Source organism: Marinobacter iranensis (assembly GCF_029207565.1).
In the GTDB taxonomy this organism is placed as follows: Bacteria; Pseudomonadota; Gammaproteobacteria; order Pseudomonadales; family Oleiphilaceae; genus Marinobacter; species Marinobacter iranensis.
Map to the genome: position 1 here is coordinate 66,455 of NZ_JANCMW010000018.1, position 19,672 is coordinate 86,126.

Genomic DNA, 19,672 nt, shown 5'->3' on the forward strand with positions numbered 1-19,672 from the left:
TCCTAGCCACCAAAGGCTTCAGTGTCGCCGGCAAACTGGCGGTAGAACTGCTGTGCCGTACGCCCATTGCGGGCGCCGCGGCTGGTGGCGAAACGGATGGCTTCCCGGTGCAACGCCTCGCGATCCCCCACCTGGGGAAACAGCGCATCAATGGCCTGCAGGTAAACATCCTGGGGAAAGCCATAGAACGACAACTGCAAGCCAAACCGGTCGGCCAGGGAAACCTGCTCCTCTATGGCCTCCGCCGGGTGCAACTCGCCCCCGCGCATCTCGCTTTTCAGGTTGTCGTCCATGAACTCCGGCATCAGGTGGCGGCGGTTGGAGGTGGCATAGACCCGCACGTTTTCAGGCGGCAGTTCCAGCGAGCCTTCCAGCACACTTTTCAGCGCTTTGTAGCCGGACTCCCCCACCTCGAAGGAGAGATCGTCGCAAAAAATCACGAAGCGCCAGGGCAGCCCGGCAATATCGTCGACAATTTCCGGCAGGTTCACGAGGTCGTCCTTGTCCACCTCGATCATGCGCAGGCCCTGGCCCTGGTAACGGTTCAGCAGTGCCTTGATCAGCGATGACTTTCCCGTGCCCCGGGCACCCCAGAGCAGGGCATTATTCGAGGGCTCGCCAGCGAGGAAGCGTTCGGTGTTACGGGCCAGTGCCTGCTGCTGTCGGCCGATGCCGGTCAGGTCATTCCAGCCCACCGGGTCCAGCCGACGGATGGCCCGCAGCCCCTGGCGATGGCGGCGCCACACGGCGGCCGGCGTCTTTTCCCAGTCGATGGATTGGTCGGTCGCCATAACACTTATTTCCTGTTCCGCGTTTATGATGAATATGAAACACTGGAGCCCGATACCGGACATTACCCCAAAAAGGAGACTTTACCGCAAATGGCCGTTAAATCCGTCGCCCTCGTCGCCCACGACAACAAGAAGAAAGAACTGGTGGACTGGGTTGCCGAAAACCAGACCCGCTTCGCCTCCCTGCGGCTCTACGCCTCCGGCACCACCGGCCGGCTGCTGAAGGAGAATCTGGGGCGGGATGATATTGTATGCCTGCTCAGCGGCCCACTCGGGGGCGACCAGCAGATCGGCGCCAAGATCGCGGAGGGGGAGATCGACCTGCTGGTGTTCTTCTGGGATCCGCTGGAGCCCCAGCCCCACGACCCGGACATCAAGGCCCTGCTGCGCATCGCGGCGTTGTGGAACATTCCCGTGGCCTGCAACCGCGCCACCGCCGAGTTCATCCTCACGTCCGCCTACATGACCGACGACCAGCACCAGCCAAAAAAGCCGGACTTCTCAAGCTACACCGGCCGCTCTGTCAGCTGAGCGGCTTTCTGGCCAGGAACACCGTGTTGGTTGATTCACGATTCTGGAAGGGATTGTAGAAAGCCACCACCTTGGCCTCCACGTCTGTGAACAGCGTACGCAAGGTTTCCATAAACGGTTCGTCGGGCGGATCATTGGACCACATGGCGAAGACACCGCCGGGCCGCAAGTGGGCGGCCATTCGGCCCAGACTTTCGGCATTGTAGAAACTGGCATTGGACTCGTTCAGCAGGGCCCGGGGTGAGTGGTCGATGTCCAGCAGGATGGCATCGAAAACCTTGCCCGGCGACTGTGGATCGAAACCGGTTTCAGACACCGCCATGTCAAAGAAACTGCCCAGTACATAGCGGCAGCGAGGGTCGTCGTTCAGCACCTTGCCCAACGGCACTTTCTCCTGCTGGTGCCAGTGGATAACCGTGTCCAGGGCGTCAACAACCAGCAGTTCGCTCACCCTCTTGTGCTTCAGGGCCGCTTCCGCGGTGTAGCCCAGCCCAAGACCGCCAACCACAACCCGTGGCTGGTCACCTTCAACGGCATTCAGGCCCAGGTCCGCCAGTGCCACTTCCGCGTCCACGAACATGCTGGACATGAGAAATTCCTCACCCAGTTTTACCTCGTAGATATCGCGGTCACCCAGCGCCGGAATCCGGCGACGACGGAGGGTAATCTCTCCCAACTTTGACGGTTGGCTGTCGATCTGTTCAAACAAAAGGCCCATGGTATTTCCCGTGTCGTACTGGCAACGCTACATCCTACCACCGGAAACGGCCAATCGCAGGCCGCACCACAAGTTCCCATTGGGAAATCGGCATACAACGACTACACTCAGAAGGTAATCAACACAGGATTGTGAACCACCCGATGAGCGCTGGAATTGCCTGGCAACGGCCATCTCTGACCACACTGCTTACTGCCTTTTTTGCTGTACTGGTGCTCACTTTCCTGTCTGTGCCCGCCTGGCCATCGGTTAACGGGCCTGTTTCCGTGGGCATTGTTGCCGACAACAAGCCCTATACCTCTATTGAGGGCCGCACGCCCTCCGGTTTCTCCATCGACGTTCTTCGGGAAGTGGCCCGACAATCGGGTGTGGACCTGGAGTTTCGGGCAGGCAGCTGGCCCGAGGTATTCGGGGCCTTCGTGCGTGGCGAAATTGATGTCATTGAAGGTATTTCCTACCGTGAGGAACGGGCCAGAACCATCCAGTTCACCGAGCCCTATCACATCCGCCAGACCTACCTGATGCACGATCCGGTGAACCCGCTGGGGGACATCAGTTCCCTGGAAGCGCTCTCGGCCTATCGCATCGGTGTGGTACGGGACGTTTATTTTCGCGATGTGCTGACAGATGCAGGCGTTGAATTCGCCACCTACGATTCCATTCCCGGCCTGGTGCGTGCTCTCGCTTTCGGTTGGGTGGATGGCATCATCGGGCCGGAACTGACCCTGAAATACTACGCCAACCGTGCCGGCTTCCGGTTTCTGGAAATTGCCGGCCCCGCCCCTCTGGGGGAGTTGTCCGGGGAGGACTTTCGCCTTGGCGTGCTGAAAGGAAACGATGCACTGTTTGAAGTGATCAGTGAGGGATTGGCAGCGGTTCCGGAGGAGCGCATTGAGGCACTGTTCGAGCGCTGGCAGGAATACGGTGGTACCAGTATTGCCGAGTCGTCAGGATTTACCCTCAGTGATGCCCACCAACGTTATATCAGTGAGATCGGCCCTGTGAGAGTTGGGTTCATGAGGGATTATGCCCCTTTCAGCTTCCGCGATGCAGGCGCAACCCAGGGCCTGGCTGTCGACGTAATGGACCGGATATCCGACCTGACCGGCTTGCAGGTGGTACCGGTCACGGGGCAATGGTCTGAACTCTACCCCCGCTTCCTGGAACGTGACATCGACATCATGGCCAATATGTCGCGGACCGAAGAACGTCTGGAGTTCACACGGTTTACCAGGCCCTATCACATCCTGCCCAACGTCGCTTTCACCCTGGATGACAGCCTTCAATTCGATACACCCGCAGACCTGAAAGGACTTAAGGTCGCCATCGGCGCGGGCATCTATTATGAAAGTACCCTGCGGGAGGCGCTGGGTGACAACGTGTTCTCCTTTACCTCGCAGCGGGCCCTGTTCCAGGCCCTGGCGGAGGGGTCGGTGGATGTGGCGCTGGCAGCCCTGCCCAATGGCAACTACTGGGTAAGGGAACTTCGCATCGCTGGTGTGACTATTGCCGGTGAAGTAACGCTTGAAGGTATGCCCGGGGAAGATCTGCGTTTCGGCGTTCGCCCCGCCCTTGAACCGCTCGCCGCCATTATGGATGCGGCATTGGGGGCCATCAGCCCGACGGAAATGCGAACCATCGAGAACCGCTGGCTCGGCGCCTCTGCCAGCCGCCACCCTCCACCTGCCGCCGGCCCGCTGACCTTCACCGATGCCGAACAGGCATGGCTGGCCGATCGGCAACGGCAGCTTACCATTTGTGTGGATCCTGACTGGCTCCCCCTCGAGGGGCTTAACGAAGGCAATGAACACGTCGGGATTTCCGCCGACATCTTCGCCCTGTTTTCTGAACGCTCCGGTATAGAATTCACCCCCCTTCCCGTCGACACCTGGGCCGAATCCATCCAGGCAGCCAGGAAACGCCAATGCGACCTGCTTTCCATGGCCATGGAAACACCGGAGCGACTTGACTACCTGAGCTTTACAGAACCCTATATCCAGATTCCAAGTGTGCTGTTGGGGCGGGTAGAGGCCCCGTTTATCAATACCCTTGATGATATGGGAGACAGGCCGGTCGGCGTTGTGGAGGAATACGCCTTCCTGGAACTGCTGAAAACATCGAATCCCGGCCTCAACCTGGTGACAGTCCCTAATGAAAAGATGGGGTTGCGCATGGTCCAGGAACGCGAGCTGGCTGGTTATGTGGGCACGCTACCCACAGCCAGCTACAACATGCAGGAGTTAGGCCTGGCGGACCTGAAAGTCCTTGGGCGAGTTCCGGTGGACTGGTCCCTTGGGGTTGCCACCATCAATGACGAACCCCAACTGTTCAGCATCATGCAAAAGCTGGTTGCCAGCCTTACGAAAGACGAGCGCAAATTCATCGAACAGCAATGGGCCAGCCTCAAGCTGGAACAAGCCGTGGACTACACCCTGGTGTTCCAGTTAATCATCGGCGCAATGGTTGTGCTGGGCCTGTTGTTCTACTGGAACCGAAAGCTCGGCCGGCTGAACCGGGAACTCGCCGCGGCCAATAGCCGCCTTGCCCATCTCAGCGTAACGGACGACCTGACCCAGATTGGCAACCGCAGCTATTTTGACCGGGAGTTCAGCAAAAGCTTTCACTGGTGCCAGAGACACAAAGCCGGGTTTGCCGTTGCCATGGTGGATGCCGACCATTTCAAGAAGATCAACGACACCTATGGTCACGACGCAGGCGACCGATGCCTGGTAGCGCTGGCCGATACCATGCGGAGCCATTTCCGACGCGATACTGACCGTCTTACCCGATTTGGCGGAGAGGAATTCGTCATATTTACCAGCTTTAGTGATCGTGAGGAGTTGATGTCGCGTCTGGAGAGTTTCCGTGAGGGCCTGGCCGGGCAGACGACTACCTGCAATGGCCAACAGATTCACTTTACCGTGAGTATTGGCCTGGCTACCGGCATCCCCCTCAAGGACACTGTGCCTGCTGAATTTCTCAGGCGGGCCGACAAGGCGCTGTATCTTGCCAAGCAAAACGGCCGCAATCGAATGGAGGCCATGACCATCGAAGACCCGGCCTGATTAAACGGCAGCCAGACCGTGCCACAGGGTGTTATCCTGACGCCACAAGGACAACGAAAAGGAGATCACCATGGCTAAGATCTATGACGACAACTCACTATCGATCGGCAATACCCCCCTCGTAAAACTCAACCGTGTTAACGAAGGCGCCACCATCTGGGCCAAGATTGAGGGCCGCAACCCGGCCTACTCTGTCAAATGCCGGATCGGCTCCGCCATGATCTGGGATGCGGAAAAACGTGGTGTCCTCAAGCCCGGCATGACCATTGTTGAGCCCACCAGTGGCAACACCGGCATCGCCCTGGCCTTTGTTGCAGCGGCCAGGGGCTACAAGCTGAAGCTGACCATGCCCTCCTCCATGAGTCTGGAACGGCGCAAGGTGTTGAAGGCCATGGGGGCGGAGTTGGTCCTTACGGAACCGGCCAAGGGTATGAAGGGTGCGATCGCCAAGGCCGAGGAAATCGTTGCGGAAGACCCGGACAACTGCTTCATGCCACAGCAGTTCGACAACCCGGCCAATCCCCGTATCCATGAGGACACCACTGGTCCGGAAATCTGGAACGACACCGACGGCGCCGTGGACATCCTGGTTTCCGGGGTAGGCACCGGCGGTACCCTGACCGGCGTTACCCGCTATATCCGCAACACCAAAGGCAAGGGTATCACGACCGTTGCCGTGGAGCCGGAAGACTCACCGATCATTACCCAGACCCGTAACGGCGAAGAACCGAAACCGTCACCCCATAAAATCCAGGGCATTGGCGCCGGCTTTATACCGCGCAACCTGGACATGGACCTGGTGGATCGGGTGGAAACGGTCAGCAATCAGGAGGCGATGGACATGACGCACCGGCTGATGCAGGAGGAGGGCATTCTTTGCGGTATTTCCTGCGGCGCGGCGGTTGTGGCTGCCGTCAGGATTGGAAAGCTACCGGAGTTTCAGGGTAAGAACATCGTGGTGGTACTGCCGGATTCCGCCGAGCGTTACCTGTCGTCCGCGCTGTTCACGGACAGGTTCGGTGACCTGGAAAACGTGCAGTAATGAAGAGGCCCGGGGCAGATTTGCCCCGGGCAATGGCCATTATACCGGCGCCTTAGAACTGGAACCGCATGCCAACGCGGCCGGTATCGAAATCCGGCCCGTCGTTGGTGACCTGACCATTGAAGTCGTCCTCGTCGATATCAACGTTGTAGCGGTTGTATTCCGCAAACGCGGTTAACTGCTCGGTTACCCTGAAATCAACACCGGCACCGACAAACGGGTTCACCTCGTCGTAAGTCTCACTTTCATCGAAGGCCTCCACATCAAACGATGATGCAAACGCGCCGGCCTTGGCGTAAACGCCAAAGGTGTCCGTCAACGGCAACCGCCCAAGCAGGCCAAGGGACGTCCCTTTCAGCTTGCCATCGACCTCGTCATCACCAAAGTTGCCAAAATCAATGTACTCCGCCTCCAGGGCAAAGAATTCATTGAACTGGTAACCCAGACCCACGCCGAACAAATCGTTCTCATCATCAAATTCGCCGCCATGGGACTTATAGCCACCATAACTGCCGCTGACAAACACGCCAGAACTGTCCCGGTCGGTATTATCCTGCGCCCAGACAACCGGAGCCGCCAGCATGGCCGATGTCAGGACCGTTACATATGCAAAACCCGATTTATAACTCATATCATCCATCCTTCTGAGTTCAGAGGCTGATCACTTCCTAATGGATTAACCGGTAAAGCTTTATGCCGGTTACTGAACTCAGGCTACCTACAAATGAGCAGGATGTGCATTAAATGCGCAATACAGTCTGTTCACCTCCTTTTCATGCTATTTAATGTGAGTTTCATAACTTTTCGTAACATTTGCGCGTCTGGCCAAGGCACCGAGGCCAGCGGCCGCCAGCGACACACTGCGGTAGGAAAGGCGGGATATACCGTGGTGAATATAGCGGACGCTCTCACTCCAGGGCCTGGTCACCGGCACCTGCTGCAGGATATTGAAGGTTTCATCCGCAATGGACAGGTGGACCCGTTCCAGCTTGAGCGCACCATGGTTGATACCACTGGCTGCCATATCAGCAACCCCGACCCACCAGTTCCGGTTTTGCTCGTTCATAACAACCATTCCTTAAGCTGGGCGGCCACATCGGGGTGATGAGCCAGGCGAATATGATCAATACCCGGAAAGCTGGCCACGTCGCTGAGTGTCCAGCCCTTGCGCTCGCTGCCGCAGGCGCTGGACTCGTGTACCAGTGCATCCCCGAACAGCGCATTAACCGGATGTTGACGGGAACGAGCCAGCAAACCACAGACAACGTAATGCCTGGCACCCGGCAGCAAAGGTGGCTCGCCATCTTCCGGGTTGACAACGTCACCGCGGGACAGATTGCGAATGCCCTCGCTGCGCAAATCAATCACTTCACCGAGTACCCGGAAATAATCCCGTGGAGCCCCATTCATCAGCTCCGCCGTTGCCTTGGCGCCTTTTGCCAACCAGGAGCCATCATGGGGGGAGCCAATGTAAACGCAATCGCTGAGCTGCTCCACCCAGCGATTGCCGCGAAGTTGGCCATGGTGGCAAGCGCTGCGGATCAGCAACCCTCCCATACTGTGACCGATCAGGATGATCCGCTCGACAGGCAACGGCCAATGGCTGACCAGGGTTTCCAGAAGGTCGGCAAGATCTTCGCCATTGCGATAGATCGGTCGGCCAGTATTGTAACGGAGGGTCAGGGGTGTGATGTCACTGTTCCCGGCCGCAAGCAGGGAGCCGTAGTGAGCGCCGTCACCATGGGGAATAGTCCATATTGATTCCAGCTCCATCAACCCGTGAATACAGAGGCACAAAGTTGAGCCGGGCTCCTCGACCACATCAGGGGAGTCCGGCTCGACTGGGTTGCGCCCATGAAAAAATGCCATGGGCATGGTCAGGGGATTATTGCGAGCCTCCAGCCAGTCCCCGAGGAACCCGCTGAGAATGGCTGAGGCGTGTCTTTGCCATACCGGACTGGTGTCTGTCTGCATACACAATCGCTACCGTCTGATGCTGTTGCTACCAGTCTACTCTGATAACCACACCAGCGATTGGCTGAATTTGCACCCGTTTCCGGCGTAGGGGCAACCGCTCCCTAGTGGCCCCGACCCGCAAGCCCCATGCAATTGGCATAGAAGGTAGTGGTCGCCGGCCAGTCGGAGAAGATACCGATAACCCCGACATCCCGCGCCAGCACATCGATCACATTGAACACGTCACCGTCATTATTGATGGCATCGGTGATGGTCTGATGATACCAGCCACCGCCACTGGCCAGTGGGCCACTGCGTTCAACCGTCCAGGCGATCATCTCCAGCCCCGCAGCCCTGGCATTTTCCGCGTACTCCGACGGCACAATTTGCTGATGGCCGTCGAGGGTCAGCATTTTCCACAACGCCGGTGCCAGGATATTCACTCCCCGGGCGGAGAGGCTTTCCATCCAGGCCAGGGACGAGTTTTCCGCCGTTATCGGCTCCTGGTCCAGGAAAACCGCCTGCTTGCCAAAGCGGGGCATGTTGTTGACCCAGAAAAGCACATCGTCCAGCAGGAACGACTGCGGCCAGACATCCTTCGGGTTCACGCCGGCGTCGATATAGTCCTGAATCATCTGGCGCGCATAATCCTGCTGGCTGTAATCCCCTTCAAACGGCATCTCCACCACCGGTGTTTTCAGTTCCGGAGTGAACTTCACACCCAGCGCCTGGAACAACTCAATGCTTTCCTTGTGGGTCAGCAACGTGCCACGGCTGCTGTACAACTCGGTACGCCAGTCGGCTGTTCCTTCCAGGTACTCCTCGGGAGTGGTTGCCATGGGGTTGAACGCATCCATCTTGCCTTCAAGGGACTTGAACTCCTCCAGCGTGATATCACTGGTGCGGCATTCCGCCTGTGCCTCGGTACCGCTTCCCGGATCCGCCGGCACAAACGGCTGTGTGCATTTGGCGTTCAATTCGGGAATCGTCACGATGTTAGTAGTGGTGTGGAGGTCGTTCTGGGCGTGGCGACAGACCAGTTCCCTGTCCTTGGTGAACGCGACATCGCACTCCACGATGCCGGCACCCATCTGGGCGGCCGCGACATAGGATTCGAGAGTGTGCTCCGGGAACTGCAACGGCGCGCCGCGATGGCCGATGGAGAAATCCGTGGGCCGGACTTTCTCGGCGCGGCAGGACTGCAATCTGTCTTTCAGACGCCCCTCATCCATGTCTTCCACCAGCCAGAACGGCCTTGGCCCCAGATGGACCTCGCGTTTGCCACGGTGGAATCTGTCTTTCAGATCCGGCCACTTGTCGTGCCATTTTTCAAGGCCTGGCGGCGTCCAGTGCTCGCCCTTGCCCTGCCAATCCGGTGCCGCACTGGCAACGGAGGATAGAGACATCAGTAATGCCATAACCAGCAACGTACGTAACTTCATAACAAGCTCCCTGTGCGATGAATGGTACTGCACGGTTATTGTCGGCGCGGGGGGTTACGTTGTGGTGACGATCATGTGACTGGTGCGTCCGTGCCGCTTTCCCGTGAGTCCGTTTTTTCTTTCCCTCTGGCCTGCTCGGCCTCCGCCTCCTTCATCAAGACCATGCCACCCCGCAACAGCAGCGACTTCAGGCGAGGGTCGCCCTGTTCCACCACACCAAGAGTGAACGCCGCAAAAACCGCTTCCAGCGGATTGTTGCGAACAAGGTCCCTGATGGCATCAATTGGAGAGGCCGATGACTGCCCTTCTCTCTCACTGGCAGGCTTTTTGGAAGTGGCCGGCCGTGTCATTCGGTAGAAGAACAACGCCAGCAACAACAGACAGGACAAGCCCGTCACCGCCATGGCACCGGCTTCACCCATGGCGGGTGCCAACGCCAGTGTGGCGGCATTGACGAGCATATAAAAACCGGTGATCAACAGGGCGACCAGCAGCACGAAGGCCAGCATAAAGCCGATAACGGCCGCGACTGCCTTACGCAGGACGCCCTGTAACCAGGCTGAATCGGGCATGATCAGCGATCCAGCAACCGGCCAACAAGCAGTCCGGCAAGAAACATGATCACGATGCTGAGGAACGGCCGCTCCTCTATTTTGTGCTCGGCATCGTGTACAGCCTTACTGCCGGCGTCACGGGCACGGTTGAAGGCCTCATCTCCGCGTTGCCTCACCTGGTCAAATGCCTCACGGCTTTCACGGCGGATTTCATCGCGCAGATTGCTGATGTTGCTCTTTTGCCCTTCAGCAACGGTTTTGGTGAGTTTGGAGAGATCGTCGCGGAGTTTCTGCAGGTCCTCTTTGACCTGCTCATAATCGTTCTGGTTGGATTTCGCTTCCATTTGTTGCCTCCTTATCAGTAAACAATACTGCTATTTCGGCTTTTGGTAACGACACGAACTGTTGACTGAATACCTGTAAAAGAAAGTCCGATCATCTCCAGACAGACATTCAGGCACCATGGCATCGTGAAGAATAACCATGGTTAATATGACTGTAGCACACGAGCGCGGGGCTTATGTTAAGACCTCGTAACGGGAACCCGCCGGTTCAGGGCGCGCCCGGCTCGTCATTGCGAACCCTCATGAAGCTGGCAAACCTTGGCAGGCCCGTTGAAGTGTAACCGTAGTACTTGTAGGTAATGGTCGCGCCAACCGGCGGTGGTTTCCTGCGTTGTTCATCACTGAACCCCGTACCAAGGCTAAACCGCCGGCCATCGTCCCGCTCCACCCGTATCGACCCCATCATTCCCCGGTATTTTCCACTGCCGGGCAAATGAGCGACAACGACCGCTTCCGCGTCGTCGTAACGCTTAACCTTCAGCAGATCGTCCGAGCGGCCCACCGAGTGAAAGCTGGCGCCGCGCCTCAACATTAAACCTTCGCCACCGTCGGACACCACCTTGTCCAGAGCCGCCATCAATTTGTCATGGTTCGTGGCCCTGCGCTGCGCCACCATGGCCAGGAACGGCGACGGTGATGGCATCAACACCGACTCCATCATCCGGACACGCTCCGAAAACGGCCGTTCGACTTCCGGCAGGTCAAACACCATAAACCGGACCTGCCGCCAGCTACCGTCCACCGGGTCCAGCCGGCGCACCGCCCCGGACAACTCCGCAAACCGGCCCCGCCCCATCCACAACTCACCGTCCATCGGCATATCGGGAAAACCGTCTGTAAACCACTGGGGCGCCCGGTACTCATTGCCACCCCGGGACCAGAACCGCTCACCGTCCCAGTAGGCCCGAACACCATCCAGCTTTTCACTGACCCAATAGTCATCGAGGGCTACGCCCTCTTCATAGACGCCGGCAAGCGCCAGTTCCGGTGGCTCCGCGTAAGCACAGGGCGTGGCAGCCAGGACAAAGGCAAACCACAGCAGAATCAGGCGTCGCATTCACTCTGCACCCTGGCCCGAAACTCCTGACGAATCCGCTCGTTCTCTTCATCGTCGACAAACACCCGCTCGCCCTCGCTGTTGAGCCGGTAAATTCCCGAGACACTTTTCAGGTACTTCAAACGTGCCCGCAAAGCCTGGCAGCGGGCCTCATGCTTCGCTGCCTGCGCCTCCTGCCTGGCTTTCGCCTCATTGCGCTCAGTGCGCTCCCGCTCAGTCTGCTCCAGGAACTCGTTCATCCGCTGCTTACGCTCACGGGCGGCTGCGTCCGAGGACGGGGCTGCGCTTTTCAGCGTCACCTCATCAGAGGCTGTGTTCACGGGCGGACGGTCACCGAAATGGGTCTGGCCGTTTTCGTCGACCCAGCGGTAGGTTCCGGCTTGGGTGATGGGGGTGATTAACAGGCAGAGGAGGATTAGGAGTCCTTTCATCAATTTTAATCTCCGTATACGGGATTACAGTTACACTTTACAAGTAGGATGTCTGCCGAACTGATCGTAGTCGTTGCGATATAGTTTCTTGAAGTGCTCTAATTTCTTGAACATTACAGATCGAAGGCGAGTCTTTCACCGATACACAACTCCTCATAACTGGAGTATTCGGTTAAGAGCGGCTGACAGGTTCCGGAAAACACGGCCCGGAGTATATGAGGACTCAGAAGAGCTTCCGGTAAAGGACATAACTTTACTTTTTTGTCCACCAAAAATTCCTTTACCAAGGTCCATCTTAATAAATAAAATACAAACATCTGACATATCAGTGCGAATAATAATAACGCCATCGAGAAGGGCCTTTTTTACTTCCGCATTATTTCTTCCAATTATTGAATCTAAAGAGAAATAGCAGCCTCTATCTATACTCGTTTCTATGAAGTCTTTGAGCTCCAGTGCCTCTTTGGCACTAAAAGCTACTCTTTTATTTCTAGACCGAATATCTTCTAAGTCTTGGTGTTGCATTCTTATCCTCGATAATTATCGACCTAACTAATTCACATTGTTATAGCCTAGGGTAGTAGCGAGACCATAATTCCCTATTTTTTTAGCCACCCTTCTTATTTTGATTAGCAACTCAATGGAAAAATACCATTTAGCAGAAAGAAAAAATGAAATCTTTTGGTTCTGGTCAATTAATCAGTAATAGTTAATCTTCCCAAATATTGCTTCAACCTCTTGTGGCCACCTATACTTGAAGGGTGAGAACGCCCACCAATACATAGTTGGCATAAAAATTATTAATAATAAAGTATCAACGATACGTGCTGCCATTGACTTAGATGGTATGTCCTTACGATATGAGTCGTAATTGGCCATAACAAGGTTGTCAGCGTCCTCTTCAACAACCCCTTCGTTGTAGTATCTGACAATAAAATTCCATTTCCGATACATGTCCTCCTCCTTAAACCCGGAAAAGATCTTCTTGCGATGTAGGGGCATCTTGGGGAGCTTCCCGCAAAAGTAGTGCTTTTCCTTCATGAACAGGTGGGCGTAGTACTGCCGTTCCCACACAACACCAGAACCCAGATATTGCCAGTTGTAGGAAAAGGTCACTTCCATCTCGTCCCAAGGGATCCGGTAGAAGGTGCCCCGGTGCCCTACGTAGACACCCCCCTCCTTGCGGTCGACCCGGACCGGCAGTGTGAGTGGGAAGAATATCTCGAATAGGTAGATGGCTACCCAAATGGGCCCGAAAGCGATCAATACTCCCAGAAACACCTTTGAATAGAACAGGCTAATTACCCAACCCAAAGCCAACGCAACCGTCATGAACAGATTTACAACAACTAGTTGACCCCTTCGAAAAGTCAAGAAGGCCGTCCGGATGTCCATGAACCGCTCGCCAACGTAAGCGACACAGTAGCTCATATCCTCCGAGGAATCAGATATCCCCTCCACTTTTCGGGCCGGGGGGCTGGCAAGTTGCGCACCATGAGTGCGGTACAGCTTTTTTTTCAGCTCGTGTTCCAGGTCCGTTTCCGGAAAATCACACTTCAAAGGCGAGTCTTTCATCGACACCTAGCTCCTCTACATCGTTACCGTCCAGAATGATATGGAGCCCGTTCTCACCCGTGACTTTCCGGCTATCCTTCTCTCTCGGTCGTCAGTTCAATAGGGCAGAACGCAATGTCCGGAAAACCTCGATTACTGGATCAGTAATAGTTAATCTTCCCAAACATCTCTTCAATCTCCTTCGGCCACTTGTACTTTAAGGGTGTATACTTCGACCATATTATGGTCGGCATAAAGAAGAAAAATAATACATGCCCCAAAGTACGACGACCCATTTGGCCAGCCACGTGCTGATTATATGAGTCATAATTTGCTCCGTAGAGATTCTCCTTATCCTCTTCAACAACCCCCTCATTGTAATACCTGACAATAAAATTCCATTTCCGATACATATCCTCTTCTTTAAACCCAGAAGAGATCTTCTTGCGCTGCAGGGGCATCTTAGGGGGCTTCCCGCAAAAGTAATGCTTTTCCCGCATGAACAGGTGGGTGTAGTACTGCCGCTCCCACACTACGCCAGAGCCCAGATACTGCCAGTTGTAGGAAAAGGTCACTTCCAGCTCGTCCCAGGGAATCCGGTAGAAGGTACCGCGGTGCCCTATGTAGACGAACCCCTCCTTACGGTCGATCCGGACCGGCAGCGTGTACGGAAAGAAGATCTCGAACAGGTAGACGGCCACCCATACAGGACCAAAGGCGATCAATACTCCAAGCAACGCCTTTGAGTAGAACAAGCTAACGACCCAACCCAACGCCAGGACAATTATCATGAACATACTTACGATAACTGGCATGGCTCTTCGAAGAGACAAGAAGGCCGTTCTAATGTCTATGAACCGTTCACTAATGTAAGCAACGCCCTGATCCATATCTTCCGAGGAATCGGACACTCCCGCCACCTTCCTGGCCGGCGAACTGGCAAGCCGCGCACCATGAGTACGGTACAGCTTCTTTTCCAGCTGTTGCTCCAGGTCCGTCTCCGGAAAATCACACTTCAAAGGCGAGTCTTTCATCGACACCCAATTCCTCCACATCGTTACCGTCCAGGATGATACGAAGCCCGTTTTCACCCGTGACTTTCCGGCCGTCCTTCTCGTACTCAATCAGCATTTCAAGCTGATCACACTTGTTGTGGTTGTAGTGGTCAAACCGAAATAAAACACCCCCAGTAGAAGCGTCTAACTGCTTCCTCCTATGAAACAAGCCTGAGATATCCTTCGGTTCATCTTTCTCAAACCAGTTGGTATCCACCTCAAACAGCCTGATGGAATACGTGCAACTCCCATCACTGTAACCCGGCAAATACACCAGAAAAGAAGTCATTTCCGACATGACCTGATGCTCACCCCGGTTTATATCCCAATGTCGACCGATGTGCTCGGTTATCCGAACAATGGGAGAAAACAGCATGTAATAAAACGCATCCAATTCCGCTTCAAAATAACGCCTGACATCGACGCCTTCATCCTGAGAAATAACGGTTCGGCTTTCCTCCAGCAGTTCCGCGCTCGATGGCCTGGACTGCTCATCCCAGTAACGCAACGTGGGCGCATTGCCCCAGAATGACATAGAAAGGAAATCCTCGATCCGGGACCGGGCGATGTATAGCTGTACCACGCTGATAACGAAGGAGATGGCAATCAGAACCGCGCCTACCACGAGCACAACGGCCACGCCTACCCCGGTGGTAACCGCACCCGCCACCGCCAGAGTAGCCAGGTAGGTGATACCGATGCTCAGCCCTATTTGGACACCGGACAGGGCCACCATAGCGTGATGGCCTGTGTCCAAGGCCTTGAGGCCCCGCCTTCCTTCCAGACCTATCGACAGTAAAACACCCACGTAGGGAAGGGTCTTTGTGGTGATTGTCACGAAGCCCTTTGCAGCAACAGACAAAATCTTAACATCCTTTAAGATACTTAGAGCCACCGACACCCTCGCCCCAGCTGCCGACAGGTTTGCCCCGAGAGCTTTCGCGTACTCCTCCTTGATCAGCAACCCGCTGAGGTTAACCACACCTTCGCCGATGCTCCACAGGCCAGATACAAAATACCCCCACCGGTCGATGACGGATCGGTCGCCCAGCATTACATCCTGCTGGGTTTTATCCAGGGCGGAGAACAGGCTCGCCACATTAATTGCGTGGAAGAAGGTTACGGCCCCAATGAACTTGCCCCGGTTCTGCTTGATGTTTTCAACTACCGGGTCCAGCCGGGTATGAAGCCAGCCAAAGGGATTGTCCTTGAAGTCCGGGGTCAGGTGGAACATGTCTATCAGGGTAGCGTTCAGGTAGTTCCTGATCCTTGCATCCGCCATACCGGCGGCCAAGGGGGTCATTGCAAGTTCGGAAAGGTTATGGCCGGAGGCTTCCAGTGATTTGCGGTGCACCGCCGTGAGCAGGTCCGTCGCGGTTTTCAGCGTTACTCCCTGCCGATGGACATCAATGCCATAGCGTTTCTGGATGGCTTTGGTCCACTTTTTCCACTGCGGCCAGGTTTGGGGGTCTTTTGCCCAGGCTCCCATCTTGGCGGCGGGGGCGGCAAATTCCAGCATCAGGACGTCGGTGGTGGTGCTCACGCGCACATACGCCGGCATGTCGAAGATACTGTCCACAATCTTCAGGCTGCCATAGTCAAAACCGGGGAGATCTTTCAGTTTCTGAGTAATACCGTTGGTGGCAGATGCCAGGAACAGCGCGGTATTTAGCATGTTCCCGACCGTACCGGCTTCACCTTCGTCCGCAGCCAACCACTTTTCGGCGTCTTCCTTGCCCTTTTCCGCACCGACATAGCCATCCAGTATATCTGCCAGTTCCTGCTCAACCGCCTCGAACCCTTCCGCGCAGTAACAGTCGTTGAACTCCAATTTCCGGGCCAACTGGTCGGAGTCAATCCATCGCTTCCAGTCATCGAATACCAATGCCCGGGACTGGTCATACTCTTCAATCTGTTTGTGGTAACTTTCAACGAATGCGTCTTTCTCCCCTGAACGAATTCGTTCTTTCAGTTCCTCGGTCACTTCTTGTTGGTCGTCTTCAGATTCCTTCTTGCTGGCCTCGCGGGCGATGAGCGCGTCCACCATCTGGGAAGTAGTGTAGGCGTACGCGTTCTCCTCCGCGTAATTCGTAATCAGATTTACATGAAGGGCATGCAGTTGGCCTAGCTCGGAGGTGATACCGATTTCATCGTCAAGGGCAACGCAGTACGAAAATTCAGTTTCTTTTTTGCACTGCCCCTGCAAATCCGACTCACTGATACCTTGTGCAAAACCCGTCAGACTCCACTCGAAATCCATTGGCTCTGGCCGAAAGTCTTCAACCACTCCGTTTATAGTCTCGGTTTCACTGATATTTATCCCTTCACGCTTTTCCGGGAGGCCGTTCAAGTCGAACGATTGCATGTGCTCCTCACGGACTTGGGCATCCGTTCGTACAAGTTCCTGCAAACGCACAGTCCACCGATGCTGTACAAATTTCAGGAGCACCTTGCCTTCCGCAGGATGGTGTATGGCGGGCAAAGCGCTTTGTGCGTCGGCATCTGGAAGCAGTACCGAGTTCACACCGGGCTGTACTTCGGTTATCAGGCCTTGCTCATTGACTCGGTATTCATGCAGTGTTCCGAAAACGTCGGAGAACATGTAGACCCAACCGGGCGTCAGTTTGCGAACACAGTAATGAGTGGTTCCAAGCGCGACGAAAGGCGGACGGAAGTTGGAGGGCAAAGCAACCTCTTCCTGACTGATCGCCCAACGAACCGGGTACAACGCGACTGTTTTGAGCTGGAGCGGGCACATCTGTGCCGCTGAATCGATGTCATCTCCACCCTGTAAGAACGCTGAGCTGTTAGCACTACCCATGGACCAGTCCCTCCGTTGACTTTTTCTCGGCGAATTCTGCAATTCGCGCTATGGCTTTTCCTGGCGCTGCGGAATTCTCTTTCCACAGGCTCTGCACATCACTGTCTTCGAATGCTTGGTGCCCAAGCCAGCCAATCGTATTGATATACAGGGCGATATCGCGGGTACTGTACAGCCCCCGCGCCTTCGCCGCGTCGACTAGCACAGAGACCACCCCCCAATCCTGTTCGTTTGCGTCAGGTTGTTGAAGCAGGTGGGGGAAGTAGTTCGAAGTGTGAAGCTCGAGCTTCCTGAGGGCTGTCTGCTCTGCCGACCTTTCCATGGCAACCAGGTGTTCCTCACGAATATTGAACACTTCTGTTTGCCGCTCACCTGACGGCTGGTCATTGTAAAAGTGCTCCCACTCACCCGTGCGGCGATCCTGAATGGCAAACAGGCTACAAGGCCCCATCAGCCGCCTCGTATCTTCACCCATGGAATCCTGTTTCAGCAAATGTCTTGCGATTTCAGGGTCGTAGAACCGGAATACCACCTCATCGCCCGTGACCAACCTGGCCATAAGCAATCCACGCAAGTGCCCCGTCAGTTCTTCAAAATCGCAATCAGCCTGAAAGGCAATAGCAGCTCCCTGATGCTGCCACTCCTCGAAACACTTCAGGGCCAGGGAACTGTTCATTCCTGCCTCAACCAGCCACGGTGAGATTTCCAACAGGTCAGCGAGCTCGGTCCCCCTGTATAACGCCTCGCAATGAGGGGTTTCGATTTCACGATATATGACCTGAGACAAGCCATTCACTTTTGCGCCATCAATAAGCAGGAACGTCTTACCGTTGCCGGGAAGGTTAGCCAGATTCCCCATCAGACCGCACCTTGTGTTTCTGGTGAGCAGACCTGGCAGATCCCCTTACCCTGATTCGCTGCATTCTTGATGGCGCGTATCTGATCTGGCTTGGCCATCGGTCTTTGGGGTGTCTCCGACAGGTCCACCGGCGCAACAGCCCCACCATTCTTCTCCACCAACCCAGGCATCTCCGGCGCTTGAACCGCCTGCCCACTCCCCTTACCCGGCGAACCACCGGCATTAAGCTTGATAGCCGCGCCACCCATCGCAACGCCGCTCGGATCGATCTTCACAAAGCTGCCGCCCGCCTTCAGGGTGATTTCCGCACCTGCTTCGATAACGGCTTTCTGGCCGGCCTTGATGTGCAGTTCGGTGCCGGAGTCGCTGAGCCAGGCGGTGCCGGCTTTCAGGTGCAGGGTGCCGGTGACGTTGAAGCTGCGGTCTTTGCCGGTTTGCTCCCGTTTCTCACCGTCCACGGTGGCGTGGTCATTGCCCTTGATGTGGGCCTTGCGGTGGTTTTCCACAGTCAGGTGGCTGTCATTCTTGATGACTTCGGTGCGGTTGTTCTCGGTCAACAGGTCCAGGTCTTTCTGGGCGTGGACGTAGATCTGTTCTTTGTCAGCTTCGTCCTCAAACCGCAGTTCGTTACTGCCCTCGCCCTTGTGGGTCTGGGTTTTTATTGTGGTTCTGGTCTTGTGTTCCGGCAGCGCGTACGGCGGTGTGTTGGTAGCGTGGTAGGTTCGGCCGGTAATGATCGGTTGGTCCGGGTCGCCGTCCAGGAAGCTGACGATGACTTCGTGGCCGATTCTTGGGAGGGCCATGAAGCCATACTGGCCTCCGGCCCAGCCCTGGCTGACTCTGAGCCAGGCACTGGAGTGTTCATCATTTTTTAAGTAGCGGTCCCACGGGAATCTGACTTTCACCCGTCCGTGTTCGTCGCAGTGGATCTCTTCGCCTTCGGGGCCGGTGACGATGGCGATCTGGGGGCCGTCCATCAGTGGGCGGTGCTGGATCTGTGGTCGCCAGGTGCGGTCGGCGGGAATGGCGTTGAAGGCGTTGTGGTAGGTGGTGGCGCCGTTGTTGCCCTCCTCTTCCAGGGCCTGGGGTTGTTCACCGGTGTGGCTGATGCGGGTGAACAGCCATTCCCGGTTCAGGCGCGGGTTGTCGTGTTCGGTGAGTTCGACCTTGGCACCCACGGTGAAATCAGGACGGTTGCTCTGGCCGTTGGCCGTTGTGGCGTCGTTCCTGAGGGCCTCCAGGCGGCTTTCGGTGAACGGCTGGCCGCTGGCGTCCTGTTTGAAGCGGCCGGGGTAATCGTAGTGCTGGTAGTCTTCCCGCTGGGCCTCAAGCCTGTCGGCCTGGTGTTCGTGCATCAGGGCGTAGGCGGGGTTCCTGAAGGTGTAGTCCTTCATGGCCACGGAGGCGGCCCGGATCCGTTCCTGGTAGCGGAACTGGAAGACGGCGCTCTGG

Annotated in this window: 19 protein-coding genes; 3 read left to right on the forward strand and 16 right to left on the reverse strand. The window is 56.0% G+C overall.

What is annotated here, in order from left to right; all coding sequences use genetic code 11:
* Positions 1-2 precede the first annotated feature (2 nt).
* A complete protein-coding gene (locus NLU14_RS20575) occupies positions 3-791 on the reverse strand; it encodes an ATP-binding protein (protein ID WP_275710130.1) in 789 nt (262 codons plus the stop codon).
* Between the two features lie 90 nt (positions 792-881).
* On the opposite strand from NLU14_RS20575, the gene NLU14_RS20580 reads away from it, so the two are divergent.
* A complete protein-coding gene (locus tag NLU14_RS20580) occupies positions 882-1,322 on the forward strand; it encodes a methylglyoxal synthase (protein ID WP_275710132.1) in 441 nt (146 codons plus the stop codon).
* On the opposite strand, the gene NLU14_RS20585 is transcribed toward NLU14_RS20580, so the two are convergent.
* The gene (locus tag NLU14_RS20585) at positions 1,315-2,040 is read right to left on the reverse strand and encodes a polyamine aminopropyltransferase (protein ID WP_275710134.1); all 726 of its coding nucleotides are present in this window, start codon (positions 2,038-2,040) and stop codon (positions 1,315-1,317) included. The genes NLU14_RS20580 and NLU14_RS20585 overlap by 8 nt on opposite strands.
* A 143-nt stretch (positions 2,041-2,183) precedes the next feature.
* On the opposite strand from NLU14_RS20585, the gene NLU14_RS20590 reads away from it, so the two are divergent.
* Positions 2,184-5,105, forward strand: a complete 2,922-nt coding sequence (locus NLU14_RS20590; RefSeq protein ID WP_275710136.1) for a transporter substrate-binding domain-containing diguanylate cyclase — start codon at positions 2,184-2,186, stop codon at positions 5,103-5,105.
* A gap of 70 nt (positions 5,106-5,175) precedes the next feature.
* A complete protein-coding gene (gene cysK, locus NLU14_RS20595; RefSeq protein WP_275710138.1) occupies positions 5,176-6,147 on the forward strand; it encodes a cysteine synthase A in 972 nt (323 codons plus the stop codon).
* A gap of 52 nt (positions 6,148-6,199) precedes the next feature.
* Here cysK and NLU14_RS20600 read toward each other — a convergent pair whose 3' ends face one another.
* From NLU14_RS20600 to NLU14_RS20665, 14 genes are all read right to left on the reverse strand, one after another.
* Positions 6,200-6,778, reverse strand: a complete 579-nt coding sequence (locus NLU14_RS20600; RefSeq protein WP_275710140.1) for an outer membrane protein — start codon at positions 6,776-6,778, stop codon at positions 6,200-6,202.
* Positions 6,779-6,925: 147 nt separating this feature from the next.
* The gene (locus NLU14_RS20605) at positions 6,926-7,213 is read right to left on the reverse strand and encodes a hypothetical protein (RefSeq protein WP_275710142.1); all 288 of its coding nucleotides are present in this window, start codon (positions 7,211-7,213) and stop codon (positions 6,926-6,928) included.
* Positions 7,210-8,121 carry an esterase/lipase family protein gene (locus NLU14_RS20610; RefSeq protein WP_275710144.1) on the reverse strand — a complete coding sequence of 304 codons (912 nt, stop codon included), beginning with the start codon at positions 8,119-8,121 and terminating at the stop codon, positions 7,210-7,212. Before NLU14_RS20610 ends, NLU14_RS20605 begins: the two co-directional genes overlap by 4 nt.
* Positions 8,122-8,225: 104 nt before the next feature.
* Entirely contained in the window at positions 8,226-9,545 is a 1,320-nt protein-coding gene (locus NLU14_RS20615; RefSeq protein ID WP_275710147.1) for a glycerophosphodiester phosphodiesterase family protein, read from the reverse strand.
* A 71-nt stretch (positions 9,546-9,616) separates the two neighbouring features.
* A complete protein-coding gene (locus NLU14_RS20620) occupies positions 9,617-10,117 on the reverse strand; it encodes a hypothetical protein (protein ID WP_275710149.1) in 501 nt (166 codons plus the stop codon).
* 2 nt (positions 10,118-10,119) lie between these two features.
* A complete protein-coding gene (locus tag NLU14_RS20625) occupies positions 10,120-10,443 on the reverse strand; it encodes an ElaB/YgaM/YqjD family protein (RefSeq protein ID WP_275710151.1) in 324 nt (107 codons plus the stop codon).
* Between the two features lie 208 nt (positions 10,444-10,651).
* Entirely contained in the window at positions 10,652-11,500 is an 849-nt protein-coding gene (locus NLU14_RS20630) for a DNA ligase (protein WP_275710153.1), read from the reverse strand.
* Complete coding sequence (locus tag NLU14_RS20635) at positions 11,488-11,931, reverse strand: DUF4124 domain-containing protein (protein WP_275710155.1); 444 nt, start codon at positions 11,929-11,931, stop codon at positions 11,488-11,490. Before NLU14_RS20635 ends, NLU14_RS20630 begins: the two co-directional genes overlap by 13 nt.
* 153 nt (positions 11,932-12,084) lie before the next feature.
* A complete protein-coding gene (locus tag NLU14_RS20640; protein WP_275710157.1) occupies positions 12,085-12,456 on the reverse strand; it encodes a hypothetical protein in 372 nt (123 codons plus the stop codon).
* 174 nt (positions 12,457-12,630) lie between these two features.
* Positions 12,631-13,506, reverse strand: coding sequence for a hypothetical protein (locus tag NLU14_RS20645; protein WP_275710159.1), 876 nt, complete (start codon positions 13,504-13,506; stop codon positions 12,631-12,633).
* A gap of 140 nt (positions 13,507-13,646) precedes the next feature.
* Entirely contained in the window at positions 13,647-14,519 is an 873-nt protein-coding gene (locus NLU14_RS20650; RefSeq protein ID WP_275710161.1) for a hypothetical protein, read from the reverse strand.
* On the reverse strand, positions 14,494-17,361 hold the full coding sequence (locus tag NLU14_RS20655; RefSeq protein ID WP_275710164.1) for a toxin VasX: 2,868 nt from the start codon (positions 17,359-17,361) through the stop codon (positions 14,494-14,496). Before NLU14_RS20655 ends, NLU14_RS20650 begins: the two co-directional genes overlap by 26 nt.
* Positions 17,354-18,220, reverse strand: coding sequence for a DUF4123 domain-containing protein (locus NLU14_RS20660; protein ID WP_275710165.1), 867 nt, complete (start codon positions 18,218-18,220; stop codon positions 17,354-17,356). Before NLU14_RS20660 ends, NLU14_RS20655 begins: the two co-directional genes overlap by 8 nt.
* On the reverse strand, positions 18,220-19,672 hold a 1,453-nt coding region (locus NLU14_RS20665; protein WP_275710167.1), incomplete at its 5' end, for a type VI secretion system Vgr family protein. The genes NLU14_RS20660 and NLU14_RS20665, both read right to left, overlap by 1 nt.